This is a genomic window from Mesorhizobium sp. 131-2-1, assembly GCF_016756535.1.
Classification (GTDB): domain Bacteria; phylum Pseudomonadota; class Alphaproteobacteria; order Rhizobiales; family Rhizobiaceae; genus Mesorhizobium.
The window spans coordinates 4185756-4202876 of sequence record NZ_AP023247.1; the positions used below are offsets into that span (position 1 = coordinate 4185756).

Consider the following 17121-nt stretch of genomic DNA (forward strand, 5'->3'; position numbering starts at 1 on the left):
TGCACCAACTAAGATCGCCTAATGACCGGCTACGTTTACATGACCGCAAGCCAGAAAGGCGGCACAATTTATATCGGTGTCCCAACGACCTTGGCCGCCGAATGTCCGAGCACAAGACCGGCCAAGGCTCACGATCTACTAACCGCTATGGCGTGCAGCGCCTGGTCTGGTACGAGGAATATTTCGACATCACCGATTTTATCCAGCGTGAGACGTAGTTGAAGCGCTGGCCACGCCAATGGAAGGTTGAGCTGATCGAGAAGACCAATCCGGAATGGTTCGAGCTGTTTCGCGGAACTGGCTGGTGAACGTCTGCGCCGTTGCGGGGCTCGCGCGTCGCGGCATGGATTCTAGGGTCTGCGCGCGTCGCTTCGCTCCTTGCTCCGCCCTAGAATGACGAAGGATAGGGCGGCGTTCTTCGCCTCCGCATGGGCCTTGCGGGGAGATGTCCGGCAGGACAGAGGGGGGCGCGAAGGCCTCCCATCAAGGCCCTACCAATCCATCACCACCTTGCCGGAATTGCCGCTGCGCATCGCGTCGAAGCCGGTCTGGAAATCGTCGATGCCGATGCGATGCGTAATCAGCCCGCTGACATCGAGCGGCCCCTGCACCAGGGCGATCATCTTGTACCAGGTCTCGAACATCTCGCGGCCGTAGATGCCTTTCAGGTGCAGCATCTTGAAGATCACCTTGTTCCAGTCGATCTCGAAGCCGGTCGGCGCGATGCCGAGGATGGCGATCTTGCCGCCATTGTTCATGGTGTCGATCATGTCGCGGAAGGCGGGCGCCGCGCCCGACATCTCCAGGCCGACATCAAAACCTTCGGTCATGCCGAGCTTAGGCATGACGTCGCGCAGCTTCTCCTTCGAGGCGTCGACGACATGCTGGACGCCCAGTTTCCTGGCCAGGTTCAGCCTGACCGGATTGATGTCGGTGATGACGACTTTCCTGGACCCAACGCACTGCGCCACCAGCGCGCCCATGATGCCGATCGGCCCGGCGCCGGTGACCAGCACGTCCTCGCCGACGAGATCGAAGGACAATGCGGTGTGGACGGCATTGCCCAGGGGATCGAAGATCGCGGCGATCTCGTCCGGCACGTCGTCGGGGATCGGCACCACATTGTGCTGCGGGATGGCGACATATTCGCCGAAGGCTCCCGGCCGATTGACGCCGACGCCGAGCGTGTTGCGACAGAGATGCCCCCTGCCCGCCCGGCAATTGCGGCAGTGGCCGCAGACGATGTGGCCTTCGCCCGAGACGCGCTGACCGAGCTTGTATTCGGTGACCGCCGCGCCGAAATCGGCGACTGTGCCGACGAATTCATGGCCGGTTACCATCGGCACCGGCACCGTCTTCTGCGCCCACTGGTCCCAATTGTAGATGTGGACGTCGGTGCCGCAGATGGCGCTTTTCCTGACCTTGATCAGCACATCGTTGGGGCCGATCTCCGGCACCGGCACCTCTTCCATCCAGATGCCCGGCTCGGCCTTGGCCTTCACCAGCGCCTTCATCATGTTCGACATTCTTTTGTCCCTTGAATCTCTTGATCCGGAATCGTTTTCAGCGCCAGCCGTTCAGGAAATCACGCCCAGTTCCTTGCCGATCGCGCCGAACGCCTCGACCGCGCGGTCGATGTCGGCGCTCGAATGGGCGGCCGACATCTGCGTGCGGATGCGCGCCTGGCCCTTCGGCACCACCGGGAAGGAAAAGCCGATGACGTAGATGCCGCGCTTCAGCATGCGCGCCGCCATCTCCTGCGCGAGTGCCGCATCGCCCAGCATCACCGGGATGATCGGATGGTCGGCGCCGGCGAGCGTAAAGCCGAGCTTGCCCATTTCGGAGCGGAACCGCGCCGCATTGGCATAGAGGCGCTCGCGCATAGCACCGCCATTGCGGATCATGTCGAACACCTTGATCGAGGCGCCGGCGATCGCCGGCATCAGCGTGTTGGAGAACAGATAGGGCCGCGAGCGCTGGCGCAGCCAGTCGACCACTTGGGCTTTGCCGGACGTGTAGCCGCCGGAGGCGCCGCCGAGCGCCTTGCCGAGCGTGCCGGTGATGATGTCCACCCTGCCCTCGACGCCGCAATGCTCGGCCGAGCCGCGGCCGTTCTTGCCGACGAAGCCGACCGCATGGCTGTCGTCGACCATGACCATGGCATCGTATTTCTCGGCGAGGTCGCAGACGCCTTTCAGGTTGGCGATGATGCCATCCATCGAGAACACACCGTCGGTGGCGATCAGCCGGAAGCGGCAGTCCTTCGCCTCCTTCAGCCGCGCCTCGAGATCGGCCATGTCGTTGTTGGCGTAGCGGAAGCGCTTTGCCTTCGACAGCCTGACGCCGTCGATGATCGAGGCATGGTTCAGCGCGTCGGAGATAATGGCGTCCTCCTCGCCGAGCAGCGTCTCGAACAGGCCGCCATTGGCGTCGAAGCAGGAGCCGTAGAGGATGGTGTCGTCCATGCCGAGGAAGGACGAGATCGTCGCCTCCAGTTGCTTGTGCTCCTCCTGCGTGCCGCAGATGAAGCGCACCGAGGCCATACCGTAGCCGTAGCGGTCCAGCGCCTGCTTGGCCGCCTCGCGCAATTCGGCGCTGTCGGCGAGGCCGAGATAGTTGTTGGCGCAAAAATTCAGCACTTTCTGGCCAGCAACCTCGATCTCGGCCGATTGCATCGAGGCGATCACCCGCTCCGATTTGTAGAGGCCGGCCGATTTCAGCCCTGCAAGTTCATTGTCGATGTGGGAAAGGAACGCTGTGCTCATGGTTCGGCCCTGTTCGGTTCGAGGCGGACTGTCGCGCCGCGCGGCTGAAAAATCCATCGCAAAAGCGACGGCTTCGGTGGCGCGGCGAAAGCTTGACGACATCCAATTTCGGCGGCACGGGCGGCGATGCGTTCAAATGCACCGATCCGGCGAAAGGACGTGATAACCATTTCCGCAGCTTTCCGGTGCCGGCCGCGTTGCCGGCCGGGCTGCTTGCCTGCCTGTTAACCCTTTCAAGTCAATGGTCTTCACGCAATGAAAACCAGGACGGGAATCCGTCGGCGGGAGGGGTCACCCAGAAATGTCGCAGCAGCCGGTGCATAGCGTTTCGCGCAAGCTGACACTGCTGATCAAGAGCGGCTACTGGCTGGCGCTGCTGATCATCGCTGCCATGGTTATGGGTTCCTTCGTGCTCCTGCAGCAGATGATGGCGGCGCAGCAGAACAACGACTCGCTGCTCAACATCGTCAGCACGCAAAAGGCGCTGTCGCAGCGCATCGTCTTCCTGGCCGGCGCGACGGGCGCGGCCTCGCGCGACAAGCAGCCGGCCCTGGTTGCCGCGCTCAAGCAGGCGACCGCGGAATTCGAAACGAATTACGACTTGCTCCTTGACAAGACGGGCGCAGACCCGATGTCGCCGGCGCGCTTCGATCCGAAGTCGATCGAGAACGTGCTGTTCGCCAAGCCGTTCCACCTCGACTACTTCTCCGTCGGCCTGATCGCCAATGGCAAGCGACTGATCTCCTCGTTCGAGACCAAGCTGACGACCGGCCTCGACGGCTACAAGGGCGGCGCCGACCGCGTCGATCTCGACGCCTCGGTCGCCAATGCCACGCTGTCGGGCTACGCCGCGCTTGGCCAGCGCATCAGCGCGTTTGCCGACGAGCGCTCGGGAAAGCTGCTCGATCTCCACCGCACCCTGTTCTTCGCCACCATCGGCGTCATCGTGCTGGTGGCGCTGTTCATCTTCAGGCCGATGTCCAAGGCGATCCTGCGCAAGACGCATGAGCTGGTCGACGCGCGCAACTCGATGGCCTTCATCGCCGTCCATGACGGGCTGACCGGCCTGCACAACCGCACCTTCCTTACCGACCATTTCGACACGCTGATCAAGGGTGCGCACCGCCGGCGCGAGCGGCTGGCGGTGATCCAGCTCGACCTCGACCGCTTCAAGCAGATCAACGACACGCTGGGCCACGCCGCCGGCGATTATGTGCTGGTCGTTACCGCGCAGCGCATGCGCGACTCCTGCAGGGCCTCGGATCTCTGCGCCCGGCTCGGCGGCGACGAATTCGTGATGATCCTCAACGGCGCCGGTGGCACCGAGGACATCAACATGCTGGCCAGGCGCATCCTCGAGCAGATCAACGAGCCGATCACCTTCCAGGGCACGACCATCCTGCCTGGCGCCAGCGCTGGCATCGCCGTCTACCCGGTCGACGCCGACAATGCGGAGGATCTTCTGGTCCATGCCGACCTTGCGCTTTACTCGGCCAAGAAGCTCGGCGGCGGCAATTTCTCGTTCTTCTCCGAGGAGCTGCGGCGCGAGCTCGACTACCGAAAGCAGCTCGAGCACGACATCCGCGCGGCCATCGCCGACAAGACGTTCGAAGTCTATTTCCAGCCGCAGGTGTCGCTGACCAGTGGCAAGATCAGCGGCATCGAGGCGCTCGTGCGCTGGAAGCACGCCGAACGCGGCATGATCTCGCCGGGCGAGTTCATTCCGGTCGCCGAGAAATGCGGCTTCATGCCGGAGATCGGCCGCATCGTCATCAGCAAGGCGATCAACGAGGCGGCGGAGTGGGACCGGGCCGGCATCGATTTCGGGCGGCTCGCCGTCAATGTCTCCGGCACCGAGCTGCGCGAGCCGGACTTCGACAGGTTCCTGTTCGGGACGCTGGAGAAGGCTGGGCTGGCGCCGCAGAAACTGTCGCTGGAGATCGTCGAATCCGTCATCCTGGATGACGAGAAGACCGGCATCGCTGCCAAGCTCAGGCAGATCCGCGCCGCCGGCGTCCATCTCGAGCTCGACGATTTCGGCACCGGCTATGCCTCGCTCAGCCACGTCAACCCGAATGAGATCGATCGGCTGAAGATCGACCGCCGCTTCGTCCAGAACATCAACGAGAATGGCGACAACTCCAAGATCGTGCGCGCCATCACCGAGCTTGCCCGCGGGCTGGGCATCTCGATCGTGGCCGAAGGCGCAGAGACCGAAGCCGAGCTCGATTCGCTGATGGCGATCGGTTGCGACCAGGTGCAGGGCTATTCCATCGCCTTCCCGATGCCGCAGGACAAGGCGCGCGAATGGCTGACGGCGCGCAACCCGAAGAAGGCGAAGCTGAAGGTGCTGCAGGGCAGCCTGGCTTAGGGTGCATCAGTATTTATGACGGGTGACGGAGCGTCGCTTCAGCCACCCACATTCGTCCGCAGCGCCGCAAGCACCTCAGCGAATTCGGCCAGCCGTTCGTCCGGCAATCCCGCCCGCAACCGCTTGTCGAAGGCAAGTGCTGCCGTGCGCAACCTTTCGAACATCGCTTCCCCGGCCTCGGTCAACGCCACCTGATGGACCCGGCGGTTATCCGGATCGCGCCGCCGCGTCAGCAACCCTTGCGCCTCCATGGCGTTGAGATGATGGGTCAGCGTCGCACCCTGGATGCCGATCATGCCGGCGAGCTCGCGCTGGTTGGCGAGTTCCTTCGACTTGACCGAGAGCAGCGTCAGCCAGACCGGCAGCGTGCCGCCGGCTTCGACCAGGGCGGCATCGAAAGCCTGCGCCACCACCTTGGCGGTGCGGGCGAGGTTCATTCCGACGGGGGGGCGGTCAAAGGGTGTCATGATGCGACAGTAGAACAAGGCATTGGGCGTTGGAACTTGCCATTATAGATTGACATCGAATCATTCGATATCTAACTATTTGGTGGGCGGCGGAAGGAAGGAATGCGGTCATGCAATATGTCTACATTATCGTCATCGGCCTTCACGTCATGGCCGGCGTGTTCTGGGCCGGCACGACAATCACGCTCGCCCGCGATCCCGAGATCAAGGCGGAGCGCTTCATCCGGCCGCAACTCGGCGCATCGGGCATAGTGTTCGTGACCGGCGCGCTGCTCTGGTATTTCTTCCACGAGGGCAGCTTCGGCTCGATGGAGATCGTGCTGGCAATCGGCATCGTCGCGGCCATCGCGGCCGCCGGCGTCCTCGGCGCCATGGTGCGCCGGCCCAGCAGCCAACTCGCCGGTGCCGATGCAACCACCGAACCGATGCTGCGCGCAAAGATGGCCGTGGGCGAACGCATCGCCGCCTGGCTGCTGGTGCTTACCGTGCTGTGCATGGCCACCGCCAGGATGTTCTAGGTCGGAAAAGATCGCTCGGCGCCGGCGCCAAGCCGGTGCCAGGCGCGGCGCGCACCGGACCGGCGCGGCAGGTGGCTCTCCTTGCGAAGGTCCGGTGCGCGTGCAGCCATGATCGCGGACATCCGCCCTGCCAATCAAAGCACCTCGACCTTGCCTCCGCGCCAATTTTCCCAACGCAGCTTGATGTATGTGCGCAAATTCGGCGCGATACGAAAACCTCCCAACTTGGCGTCCTGCAGCGCGCTCGCCCACGCCTGCGTCTCGTACAGGCTGCCGTAGCCTTCTATCGTCGCGGCCAAGCGCTCGCGATCCAACCGCCTGGCCAGGGTGGCACAGGCCTTGACCCGCGATTCTATCGATTGGCCATATTTGGGAGCAAATGCCATTCCCCCATCCGCCATGTCATCGATCTCGTGGGCAAGCCGCACAAACAGGATGTCTTCGTCACCAGCCGGCACACCTTGCGCGGCAAGGCGCTCTGGGTCTCCGGTGTCGAACTTCATTGCGTCGACCCTTGCCACAAGATTTTCCACCGTGGGCCCGATCTTTTGCTCCAGCCACTTTCGGTGCGCATCGCTGCGCCGGCTGGATTTGCCGTCCGGATATTGGGCGCTGTCGTAGGCGGCGTGAAACAGCGCCGCGATGACAAGGTCGAGGTTCCTGTCGAAATGCGCGGCCGATGATGCGGCGCCCACCGCATGGCAGATGAAGGGCCGCGCCGATTTGCGGTAGCGGCCGTTGAACATAGCGCAAGCCACGCGGTAGGCCTTCTGGACGCGGAGGATGTCGTCCACCGTGTGCCCGCCCCCGTGCAATTGCATGTAAAGCGCCGTATTGGTCTGGCGCGGAACGAACAAGTCTTCTGCGGTCAAGCAAGCCCCCGACTGAGCGGACCCTTCGGCACAGGTTGTGCCAGCCTCGGACCGGTGGCAGAAAATTGCAAATATGACCGGCCAAGTCCAGTCAGGCCGATCGGCAACCGCTCAGATCCGCAGGCCGAAGCGGATGCCGTCATAGATGGCGGCGTGGATGTTGCGCGAGGCGACCGCGTCGCCGATGCGCAACAGCACGAAGCCGCCTTGCGGGTTACGCCTTGGGAAAATATCGCCGCCGCTCACCAGCCGCTCGTAGTCGACCGCGCCGGTATTCTGCGACAGCGGCTTCAGCGACAAATAGAGGTCGTCGAGCGGCGCCGTGCCATGCTCGACCACCACCTGATCGACGCGGCGCTCGCCGCGCCAGCCATCGGCGAAGTCCGACGCCAGCTCGGCGACGAGTTGGTTGCCTTCGCGCCGCAACGAACGCAGCCTGGTGTTGATGGTGATCGTGACGCCTTTCTCCTGGAACGCGCGCATATAGGGCACGTGGTTCAGGCCGCCCATTTCCGGCGCGAAGAAGCGCTCCGGCGAGACCAGCTCAAGTTTGGAGCCGCTGTTGGCGATCAGCTCGGCCGCGCCCATGCCCTGGTGGCCGCCATTGTCGTCATAGAGCAGCACGGTCTCGGCCGGCTTGACGGCGCCCGCCATGATATCCCAGCTCGAGGTGACGAGATTGCCGCCGGCCGTCAGCGGCGGGTTCTGCGGCAGGCCGCCGGTGGCGACAATCACCACGTCAGGAGACAGCGCCAGCACGTCATCCTTCTCCGCCCAGGTATCGTAGCGGATCTCGACGCCGAGACGATCGAGCTCTGCCAGCCGCCAGTCGATGATGCCGATCAACTCCTTGCGGCGCGGGTTCTGCGTCGCCAGCCGAACCTGGCCGCCGGCCTGGCTGGAGGCTTCGAGCACCGTCACCTGATGGCCGCGCTCGGCCGCGACGCGCGCGGCTTCCAGTCCGCCGGCGCCTGCTCCGACCACCACCACACGCTTCTTCGGCCCGTCGCTCCTCGCGATGATATGCGGTATCTCCGCCTCGCGTCCGGTCGCCGCATTGTGGATGCACAGCGCCTCGCCGCCCTCATAGATGCGGTCGAGGCAATAGGTGGCGCCGACGCAAGGGCGGATCTCGTGCTCGCGGCCCTCCATCACCTTTCGCACGATATGCGGATCGGCGATGTGGGCGCGGGTCATGCCGACCATGTCGAGCTTGCCGGTGGCGATCGCGTGGCGCGCCGTGGCGACGTCGGAAATGCGCGCCGCGTGGAAGGTCGGGAACTTCGTCGCCGCCCTCACCTCGCCGGCGAAATCGAGATGCGGCGAGGAGCGCATGCCGGTCACCGGAATGACCTTCGTCAGCGCCGCATCGGTCTCGATCGAGCCGCGGATGATGTTGAGGAAATCGACCTTGCCGGATGAGGCTAGCCGCTTGGCGATCTCGACGCCCTCTTCCTTCGACAGGCCCTTCTCGAAATCCTCGTCGGCGACCATGCGGATGCCGACGACGAACTTTTCGCCGACCGCGGCGCGCACGGCATCGAGCACCATGTCGGTGAAGCGCAGCCGGTTGTCGAGCGAGCCGCCATACTCGTCGTCGCGATGGTTGGTGGCGGGCGACCAGAAGCCGTCCATCAGATGGCCGTAGGATTCGAACTCGATGCCGTCGAGGCCGGCCGCCTGACAGCGCTGGGCGGCGGACGCGTAGTCGGAAACGATGCGCTCGATGTCCCAATCCTCGATGGTCTTTGGAAAGGCGCGATGCGCCGGCTCGCGCACAGGCGAGGCCGACAGCACCGGCAGCCAGTCGGCCTTGTTCCAGCCGGTGCGGCGGCCGAGATGGGTGATCTGGATCATCACCTTGCAGTCATGCTCGTGGCAGGCATCCGCGAGTTCGGCAAGCCACGGCACGATACGGTCGTCATAGACATGCAGATTGCCGAAAGCGGCCGGGCTGTCGCGCGACACAATGGCCGAGCCGGCGGTCATGGTCAGCGCCATGCCGCCCTTGGCTTTCTCCGCGTGATAGAGCCGGTAGCGCTCCTTCGGCATGCCGTCCTCGGAATAGGCCGGCTCATGGCTGGTCGACATCACCCGGTTCTTCAGCGTCAGGTGCTTGAGCTGGTAGGGCTGGAGAAGCGGGTCGTTGCTGGTCATCGTCTTCCTGCTGTTTCAAATTGTGCTGGAGCAGCGTGAACCGCCCCAGCGTCCATTTCTCGCATCGGATTTGTCCAAAAACCGCTGCGCGCCTTTGCCCCTGGTGCTATTGAGCGGCGAAAACCAAGAAGGCCCCGCTCATGACTGAAGCCAAAAACCTCACCCAGCTCGGCAAGCACGTCGAGACGCCACAAAGCCCCGAACAGGCGGTCCTTGAGACCGTGCCGTTTACGCGCGGCGACGGACCGCCGGCGATCGTGCGTTTCACCTGCCCGGAATTCACCTCGCTCTGTCCGGTCACCGGCCAGCCGGATTTCGCCCACATCGTCATCGACTATGCGCCCGATGCCCTGCTGGTGGAATCGAAGTCTCTGAAGCTGTTCATGACCTCGTTCCGCAACCACGGCGCCTTTCATGAAGACTGCACCGTGATGATCGGCCGTCGCATCGTGGCGGCGACCAAGCCACTCTGGCTGCGCATCGGCGGCTACTGGTTCCCGCGCGGCGGCATCCCGATCGACGTGTTCTGGCAGACCGGCGCACCGCCGGAAGGCGCCTGGCTGCCCGATACCGGCGTTGCGCCCTATCGGGGGCGCGGCTGAGCGGGATGAGGTGACCGCGCTCATTCGCACTGGTACTGGCTGAGCGCCCACTCGCCAGTGACCGACAGAAGGTCGGATATCTTCCAGTCACCGCCGACCTTCTTCAGTTTCCATTCCAGCCGGTGCGCATTGTTGGCGACGACGAAGGCGACGACCACCTTGGCCTCGTCGCCCTTGACCGCTTCAATTGTCTTCAGGCTGCCGTCGATAGCTGCCTTGTCGTAGTCGGCATTGTCCAACGCCATATTGGGATCGAGGCACTCGCCCTGCCCCGATTTCCGCAACGCGTCGCTCTTGTCGAGCACGGTCCTGGCAGGGTCGATGAAGTTGCTGCGCTGGGCGGGGTCGAGCTCCAGCCCGAGATGCTCGTAGAACGGCTTGACCAGCGCCGACGGCGAGCCCGGCAACACGGGCGCGGCAGGTGCGCTTTCCGCTGGCGGCGACGCGGCAGGCGGGGTCGCTGGCGAAGCGTCATCGGAAGGCGCGTTGTCGGCCGGGGCATTTGCCGGCGGCGCGCCGAACAGGCCCTGGGCGCCGGCGCCGCTCAAGCCAGTCGCCAGCATCAAAATGGTCGCAAGCGCCAGGGCAATGCGGCGAACCATGGCGTCACTCCGGCGCCTTGTCGGGCATGCATTCCAGAGCGCTCAGCGTCCAGCCGCTGGTCTTGGAGGCGATGTCGGCTACCTTCCATTTGCCGTCGACCTTCTTCAAGGACCAGACCATTTCGCGTTTGGAATCATCGCCTTCCGGAAAGAGGCTGAAGGTCGCCGTCACCTCCGCGGCATCACCGTTGACAGCCTCGGCGAGCTTTAGCGTCTTCGACAGGGTTTTCTGGTCGAAGTCCTGCGCGTCGAGGCCGGGATCGAAGTCGAGGCAGGCGACCTCGTCCGGATTGTTCTTCGCTGCCTGGTCGTTGAGGGCGAACAGCTTGGTCACCGGGTCGGTGAAGCGGTCGCGATACTGCTCGTCGCCCTCGAACTTCACTTCGGGCACGTAGAAGAATTTCACGGCGTTGGAAGCCGGTCCCGCCAGGGCGGCGGCGGGCAAGGCAATCGACATGGCGGCGGCCAGCACTAACGGTCTCATGCGGGATCTCCGGGTGTTCGGCGGCAAGGTGGCGAGATCGGCGCCACGCATCCTGCATATCGACTTTTTTGCGGCCCATGAAGTCCCGCAGCGCCAGCATCCGGCGCCAGGCCAGATGTTCTGCGGGAGCGTTTCAGAAATCGGCGAGATGGGACCTGATCTCCCACGAGTGCAATCCGTCAAAGACCCAGCGCCACCTTGCGCCCGTCATGGATGGCAAATGCCGCCTGTCTGGAGGCGGTGCAATCGCCGATGGAGGTATGTCCGATACCGCGCTTTTCGAGCTCGACGGACAGGCTGTCCTCCGCCATGTTGGTGGCGGCAAAGACCAAGGCGTCGGCCTCGACCTCCTGCTCGGCCTCGTCGAGCAGCGAAGCGATCCTGGCGGTCTGGCCATCCCAATGCACGACCGCGCTCTCGGTCACGAACCTGACCTTCAGCCGGGCGAGCGCCCGACGCAGCGGCGCATCCACGGCCATTCGCTGGAGTTCTTTGCCAATCATGGCGTCGGGCGTCACGATCGTCACGTTGTGACCGTCCTCAGCAAGTTTCCAGGCGGTGCCGCACCCTTTCCAATTGCCGCCGTCGTCGACGATGACCACGCGTTTGCCCGGCCTTGCCTCCCTGGCCATCACGGCTTCGGCGGAGAGAACAGGGCCACCGCCCGGAATGCTGTCCCACTGCGGCAGCGCCCTTTGGAATGCGCCGTCCCGAGGCACGGAGCCGGTCGCGACAATGACGTGATCCGCGCCTTCGCGCTCTACATCCTCCGCTTCGACATACTGACCGTAGCGCACGTCCACCTGAAGCTGGCTGAGCTGGCGTTGGTACCAGTCGATGAGGTCCAGGATCTGCGCCCGGCGCGGCTGCAGGCCGGCAAGTCGGAATTGTCCCCCGAGACGGTCCGATGCCTCGGCCAGCGTGACGCGGTGGCCGCGCTCGGCCGCCACACGCGCCGCTTCGAGACCGGCCGGCCCGCCGCCGACGACAAACACGTGTTTCGGACGATCGGCCGGGGTGAAGCGGTCGCCTCCCCACTCCCATTCCCGCCCCGCCGACGGATTGATCACGCAGCTGATCCAGTAGTCGCGGCCGCGTCGGCCCCAGCACATCTGGTTGCAGGACAGACACCCGCGTATGTCCTCGTGCCGCCCGGCGGCCGCCTTTGCGGCAAGATGCGGATCGGCGATCTGGCCGCGCACGATGGAAACCAGGTCAGCGCGGCCCTCACTCAGCACGCTCTCGGCATTCTCCGGAGTACGAATGTGGCTCTCGGCGGTAACCAGCGCGTGCCTCACGGTCGATTTCAACACCGCCGCAAGGTCCGCACCGAGCTTTTCCGGATAAAGGAAGGTCGGCATGATCTTGTAGAAATCGAAGTAGGAACCCGATCCGCAGGTGACATAGTCCATCAGGGCGTCGCGGTCGTGCAGGTCGACTATCTCGGCCAGCGCCTCGCGCTTCAGCGTCACCTCGACTTCCGGTTCGTCGTTCATTGCCAGACCGATGATGAAATCCTCGCCGCATTCCTTGCGGATGCGGGTCATCACTTCGCGGCTCATGCGGGTGCGATTTTGCAGGCTGCCACCCCATTGGTCATCCCGGCGGTTCGACCAGGGCGTCCAGAACTGGTCCAGCATCGAATGGTAGGCGGCCCAGACCTCGACGCCGTCAAATCCGGCCTCACGGCAGCGGCGCGCCGCCTGTACGAAGCCGTCGATCGTTTCTTCGATCTGGCGCTCGGACATTCGATGCGAACCGTCGGAGTCGTGATAACTCGGCAAGCCAGAAGGCGACCAGCCAGCATGGAACGAGTTATCCGCGTCCGCATGTTGACCGACATGGTAGAGCTGCTGGATGGCGATGGCGCCATTGCCGCGGATCGCCTCGGTTACCTTGCGAAAATGAGGAACGACGCTGTCGTCGGAAGGGCGAAAATTGCCGCGCGTCAGCACCGCGGCCTGATGTACAGGCATCGGCTCAACCACGATCATGGCGGCTCCACCGATCGCGCGCTCGGCATAGTAGCCGACATGGCGCTCAGTCGGCAGCCCATTCTCGGCCATGTTCGCGGTGTGCGCTCCAAACACGATCCTGTTGCGCAACGTTTTGCCACGCAACGCCGCCGGCTCGAACAGACGCTTGAAGACCCGCTCAGACATATGCCTCTCTCGTTCAGCGTGCGACAGCATGGATGGCCCGATCTCGATCGGATCGCACTGCTTTGCTCAAGCCCGCACATTGTGCTTGCGCTTCATGAAGTCCTTGGCGGTCTCGACGGCCACCGCCGCATCGCGGCAATAGGCGTCGGCGCCGACGGCCTTGCCGAACTCCTCGTTGAGCGGCGCGCCGCCAACCAGCACGACATAGTCGTCGCGAATGCCTTTTTCCTTCATCGTGTCGATGACCACCTTCATGTAGGGCATGGTGGTGGTCAGCAGCGCCGACATGCCGATGATGTCGGGCTGATGCTGCTCGATGGCGTCCAGATACTTCTCGACCGCATTGTTGATGCCGAGGTCGATGACGTCGAAGCCGGCGCCCTCCATCATCATGCCGACGAGGTTCTTGCCGATGTCGTGGATGTCGCCCTTGACGGTGCCGATCACCATCTTGCCCTGCTTCGGCGCGCCGGTGGCGGCCAGCAGCGGACGCAGGATGGCCATGCCGGCCTTCATGGCGTTGGCCGACAACAGCACCTCCGGCACGAACAGGATGCCGTCGCGAAAATCCTCGCCGACGATGCGCATGCCTTCGACCAGCGCCTCGGTCAGCACCTTGTAAGGCACCCAGCCGCGCTCGAGAAGGATGTTGGTGCCTTCCTCGATCTCTTCCTTCAGACCGTCATAAAGGTCGTCGTGCATCTGCTGCACGAGCTCGTCGTCGGAAAGCTCGGAAAGGATGATCTCGTCGTCGGACATTTTTCGATCCAGCTGCACAGTGACGTTTCAAAAATCGGCCGGCATCTGCCCGCGTGAGCAAGTGCCGGCCCAGGTAGCCCCGGGAGTCGGGCTTAAGCGTCCAGCCAGACGTTCTGGAAGTCCATTTCGTAGGTCTGGTGCATCGAGTAGTTCTTCACCTTCTTGTTCATGTGGCAGTAGAGCTTCTGCCAGAATGGCTGGATGATGACGCCGGAATCCTGCAGGATCTGCTCGACGTCCTTCATCACTTCCTTGCGCTTGGCGGGGTCGGCCAGCGAAAGCGCCTCTTTGAGCTTGGCGTCGAAATCCGGGTTCGCGAACGCCGTCTCATTCCAGGCCTCGCCGGAGCGATAGCCGAGCGCCAGCACCTGGACGCCGAGGGGCCGCATGTACCAGATGGTCATCGAGTATGGATACTTCGTCCAGTCGTTCCAGAAGGTCGAGCCCGGCAGCACCGTACGCTTCACCTTGATGCCGGCATCGCGCAGCTGGCCGGCGATGGCATCGCCGGTGTTCTTCTGCCACTCGTCCTCGACGGTGATCAACTCGTGCTCGAAGTCGGCCTGCCCGGCATCCGCCATCAGCTTCTTGGCGGCGGCGGCGTCGCGCGTCTTCTTGGGCAGCGGATAGTATTCGGGATGGATCGGGGCGACGTGGTGGTTCTCGCCCACCGTGCCGCGCCCGGCGTAGCCGAGCTGCATGACGGCATTGTTGTCGACGGCCATCTGCAGCGCATTGCGCACCCGCTGGTCGTCATAGGGCTTGTGGGTGATGTTGGTGCGGGCAACGAGCGTGGTCGCCGTCGCGACCTCCGATTTCACCAGATCCATCTTGTCGAGGGCATCAATGAAGTCGGCCGGCGTTTCGAAATCGAGATCGATCTCGCCGGACTCGAAGGCATTCAGCGTCGCGTTGAAGTCGGTGCCGTAGTCGATGAACTCGACACCGTCGAGCGGCGCCTCGCCACCCCACCACTTGCCGTTCTCGCGTCGCTTGACGACCGCCTTCTGGCCGACATCGTACGAGACCAGTTCGAACGCTCCGGTGCCGATCGGCTTCTTGATCGGGTCGGCACCGTCCTTGTCGAAATCACGATGCACCACCAGCGCCGGATAATCGGTGAGGCCCGGTATGATCGCGATGTCGGGTTCGCCGAGCTTCAGCTTGACCGTGAGGTCATCGACCTTGGTGATCGCGCCATCCTTGGCCTTGCCGGTCTTGGCGTCGATCAGCGCGCCGACGCGCGCGGCCATGGAGTTGCCGGAAGCACCCTTCTCGCACCAGCGGTTCAGATTGGCGACCACGTCATCGGCGTTGAAAGCATCACCATTGTTCCAGGTAACGCCCTTGCGCAGATGCAGCGTGTATTCGGTGGCGTCGTCATTGATGTCCCAGCTTTCGAGCAGCACCGGCTCGAACGTGAACTGATGCGTGTAGCGCACGAGCGGCTCAAGCCATGTGCGTGTAATATTTGCCATCTCTGTCCAGTCATAGGTGCGCGGATCCTTTTGCGCCTTGACCGACATCGAAACATGCAGCGTGCCACCCTTCTTCGGCTCCTCGGCCAGGGCTTTTGTCGGCGCCGCAAGGCCGATCATGCTGTAGGCGAAAGCCGTCGATGCGCCGAAAGCGCTGGCCAACGCCAAGAATTCGCGCCGGTCCATGCGGCCCGTACGCGCCTCTTTCGCCATTGCCTCGATAGCGCCCGGGACGCGGTCGCCATTGCTTCTAAAGAGCGTCATGTTTTCCTCCCTTATGGTTCGTCAGGTTCTTCGCCTGTCGTATCAACTAACGCTGTCCGGCAGAATTTCCTCACGCCGCGCGATCAAATCCTTGAGACCCTCGGCGACGCCTTCGTCGAGCTTCGGCTCCTCATAGTCGGCCAGCATGTTGCGCGCCTTCTCGCGGCCGCGGGCGTCATGGTCCTTCGCGCCTTCGGCGCTCCACTGCTCGAAGGAGTTGAAGTCCATGATGGTGGGCATGAAGAAGGCGGACTCGAAATGTTCGAGCGTGTGCTGGGTGCCGAGGAAATGGCCCTGCGGCCCCACCTCGCGGATCGCCGCCATCGCTTCCTTGAAATCGTCGAAGGATACGCCGCCGGCATATTTGTACCAGCCGACGAGCTGCTCGCAGTCGGTGGCGAATTTCGAATAGCCGCAGGTGAGGCCCGCCTCCAGCCAGCCGGCCGAGTGCCAGATGTAGTTGGCGCCGGAGAGGATCGCGGCATGCATCAGCATGTTCGCCTCGTAGCCTGCCTGGGCGTCGTTGAGCTTGGAGCCGACATGGAAGCCGGAGGTGCGCCACGGCAGTTTGTATTTCCGCGCCAGCGCGCCCATCAGATACATCATCTGCGCGGCCTCCGGCGTGCCGCCCATCGGGGCGCCGGTCTTCATGTCGACCGTCACCATGAACTGGCCGTAGATCTGCGGCGAGCCGGGGCGGATGAGCTGGGTCAGCGCCACGCCGGCCAGCGCCTCGGCGTTGACCTGCGCCACCGCGCCGACGGCGGAGGCCGAGGTCGAAGCGCCGCACAGTGCGAAAGGCGCCAGGATCAACGGTTGATTGTGGCTCGCATAGACGCGCATGGCGTCGATCATGGTGGCGTCCCACACCAGCGGCGAATTGCAGTTGGTGATCGCCACCAGTACAGGATTATCGCGCACGAACTCCTCGCCGAACACGATGCCCGCCATCGCCATCGTGTCCTCGGCGCGCTCCTTCGAGGTGACGATGCCCATGAACGGCTTGTCGGAATGTTTCAGCGCCGACTGGATGATGTGCAGATGCCGTTTCGGCACGGCGATTTCCATCGGCTCGCAGATGACCGAGCTCGAGGAATGCAACGCCGGCGCCATGTAGGCGAGCTTATGGAAATTGTTGAGGTCGGCGAGCGTGCCGTAGCGTCGCTTGTTGTCGAGGTCGCGGACATAGGGCGCGCCATACATCGGCACGAAGATCGAGTTCTTGCCGCCGACGCGCACCGTGCGCTCGGGGTTGCGCGCATTGAGCGTGAACTCCGGCGGAACCTTCGAGACGAGTTCCATCAGCAGCGCCCGGTCGATGCGGACACGTGTTTCCCTGACATCGGCACCGGCCGCCTTCCAGAGGGCGATCGCCCCGTCGTCGCGGAATTCGCAGCCCACCTCCTCGAGGATCTTGAGCGACTCCTCATGGATCAGTTCCACCGCCTCGTCGGGAACGATCTCGTAGACGGGAATCTGCCGGACAAGCGTCGGGAACGACGCGATCGGCGCGCTCCTCAGCGCCTTGCGGCCCAAGCGGCCACCGCCGCGGCGGTGGGCAGGTTCAATCATTTCAGCGGCCGGCGCACTCATGGCAACTCCATTCCTCTATGCATCCAG

Annotated in this window: 16 protein-coding genes and 1 pseudogene; 6 read left to right on the forward strand and 11 right to left on the reverse strand. The window is 63.7% G+C overall.

All coding sequences use genetic code 11. The features are described 5' to 3' along the window. Positions 1-21: 21 nt before the first annotated feature. Positions 22-308: pseudogene (locus JG743_RS20285) on the forward strand (GIY-YIG nuclease family protein). A 183-nt stretch (positions 309-491) separates the two neighbouring features. Here the strand turns inward: JG743_RS20285 and tdh are convergent. Together tdh and JG743_RS20295 are read right to left on the reverse strand one after the other, a co-directional pair. Continuing rightward, positions 492-1526 (reverse strand): L-threonine 3-dehydrogenase, encoded by a 1035-nt coding sequence (gene tdh, locus JG743_RS20290; RefSeq protein ID WP_202292542.1) that lies wholly within the window; start codon positions 1524-1526, stop codon positions 492-494. A gap of 51 nt (positions 1527-1577) precedes the next feature. Next, positions 1578-2765, reverse strand: a complete 1188-nt coding sequence (locus tag JG743_RS20295) for a glycine C-acetyltransferase (RefSeq protein WP_202292543.1) — start codon at positions 2763-2765, stop codon at positions 1578-1580. Between the two features lie 92 nt (positions 2766-2857). Between JG743_RS20295 and JG743_RS20300 the strand changes: the two genes are divergently transcribed. Together JG743_RS20300 and JG743_RS20305 are read left to right on the forward strand one after the other, a co-directional pair. Further along, entirely contained in the window at positions 2858-3106 is a 249-nt protein-coding gene (locus JG743_RS20300) for a hypothetical protein (protein WP_202292544.1), read from the forward strand. Next, the gene (locus JG743_RS20305; protein ID WP_202292545.1) at positions 3067-5136 is read left to right on the forward strand and encodes a putative bifunctional diguanylate cyclase/phosphodiesterase; all 2070 of its coding nucleotides are present in this window, start codon (positions 3067-3069) and stop codon (positions 5134-5136) included. The genes JG743_RS20300 and JG743_RS20305 overlap by 40 nt, the downstream gene beginning before the upstream one ends. Positions 5137-5174: 38 nt before the next feature. On the opposite strand, the gene JG743_RS20310 is transcribed toward JG743_RS20305, so the two are convergent. After that, the gene (locus tag JG743_RS20310; RefSeq protein ID WP_244672833.1) at positions 5175-5573 is read right to left on the reverse strand and encodes a MarR family winged helix-turn-helix transcriptional regulator; all 399 of its coding nucleotides are present in this window, start codon (positions 5571-5573) and stop codon (positions 5175-5177) included. A 140-nt stretch (positions 5574-5713) separates the two neighbouring features. On the opposite strand from JG743_RS20310, the gene JG743_RS20315 reads away from it, so the two are divergent. Next, on the forward strand, positions 5714-6121 hold the full coding sequence (locus JG743_RS20315; RefSeq protein WP_202292547.1) for a hypothetical protein: 408 nt from the start codon (positions 5714-5716) through the stop codon (positions 6119-6121). Between the two features lie 134 nt (positions 6122-6255). Here the strand turns inward: JG743_RS20315 and JG743_RS20320 are convergent, their stop codons facing one another. Together JG743_RS20320 and JG743_RS20325 are read right to left on the reverse strand one after the other, a co-directional pair. After that, positions 6256-6993, reverse strand: coding sequence for a hypothetical protein (locus JG743_RS20320; RefSeq protein WP_202292548.1), 738 nt, complete (start codon positions 6991-6993; stop codon positions 6256-6258). A gap of 111 nt (positions 6994-7104) precedes the next feature. Beyond that, positions 7105-9150: an oxidoreductase gene (locus JG743_RS20325; protein WP_202292549.1), complete on the reverse strand. Its 2046-nt coding sequence runs from the start codon at positions 9148-9150 to the stop codon at positions 7105-7107. Between JG743_RS20325 and JG743_RS20330 the strand changes: the two genes are divergently transcribed. Next, positions 9140-9298: a hypothetical protein gene (locus JG743_RS20330; RefSeq protein WP_202292550.1), complete on the forward strand. Its 159-nt coding sequence runs from the start codon at positions 9140-9142 to the stop codon at positions 9296-9298. The genes JG743_RS20325 and JG743_RS20330 overlap by 11 nt on opposite strands. After that, the gene (queF, locus tag JG743_RS20335) at positions 9291-9752 is read left to right on the forward strand and encodes a preQ(1) synthase (protein ID WP_202292551.1); all 462 of its coding nucleotides are present in this window, start codon (positions 9291-9293) and stop codon (positions 9750-9752) included. The genes JG743_RS20330 and queF overlap by 8 nt, the downstream gene beginning before the upstream one ends. 20 nt (positions 9753-9772) lie before the next feature. On the opposite strand, the gene JG743_RS20340 is transcribed toward queF, so the two are convergent. The 6 genes from JG743_RS20340 to JG743_RS20365 all read right to left on the reverse strand — a co-directional run bounded on the left by JG743_RS20340 (position 9773) and on the right by JG743_RS20365 (position 17094). Continuing rightward, entirely contained in the window at positions 9773-10354 is a 582-nt protein-coding gene (locus JG743_RS20340) for a hypothetical protein (RefSeq protein WP_202292552.1), read from the reverse strand. A gap of 4 nt (positions 10355-10358) precedes the next feature. Next, the gene (locus JG743_RS20345; protein ID WP_202292553.1) at positions 10359-10838 is read right to left on the reverse strand and encodes a DUF3828 domain-containing protein; all 480 of its coding nucleotides are present in this window, start codon (positions 10836-10838) and stop codon (positions 10359-10361) included. A 179-nt stretch (positions 10839-11017) separates the two neighbouring features. Further along, positions 11018-13000 carry an oxidoreductase gene (locus tag JG743_RS20350; protein WP_202292554.1) on the reverse strand — a complete coding sequence of 661 codons (1983 nt, stop codon included), beginning with the start codon at positions 12998-13000 and terminating at the stop codon, positions 11018-11020. 66 nt (positions 13001-13066) lie between these two features. Continuing rightward, complete coding sequence (locus JG743_RS20355) at positions 13067-13759, reverse strand: corrinoid protein (protein ID WP_202292555.1); 693 nt, start codon at positions 13757-13759, stop codon at positions 13067-13069. 92 nt (positions 13760-13851) lie between these two features. Then, positions 13852-15501 (reverse strand): ABC transporter substrate-binding protein, encoded by a 1650-nt coding sequence (locus JG743_RS20360; RefSeq protein WP_202292556.1) that lies wholly within the window; start codon positions 15499-15501, stop codon positions 13852-13854. Positions 15502-15543: 42 nt separating this feature from the next. Beyond that, positions 15544-17094: a trimethylamine methyltransferase family protein gene (locus JG743_RS20365; RefSeq protein WP_202292557.1), complete on the reverse strand. Its 1551-nt coding sequence runs from the start codon at positions 17092-17094 to the stop codon at positions 15544-15546. Positions 17095-17121: the final 27 nt, after the last annotated feature.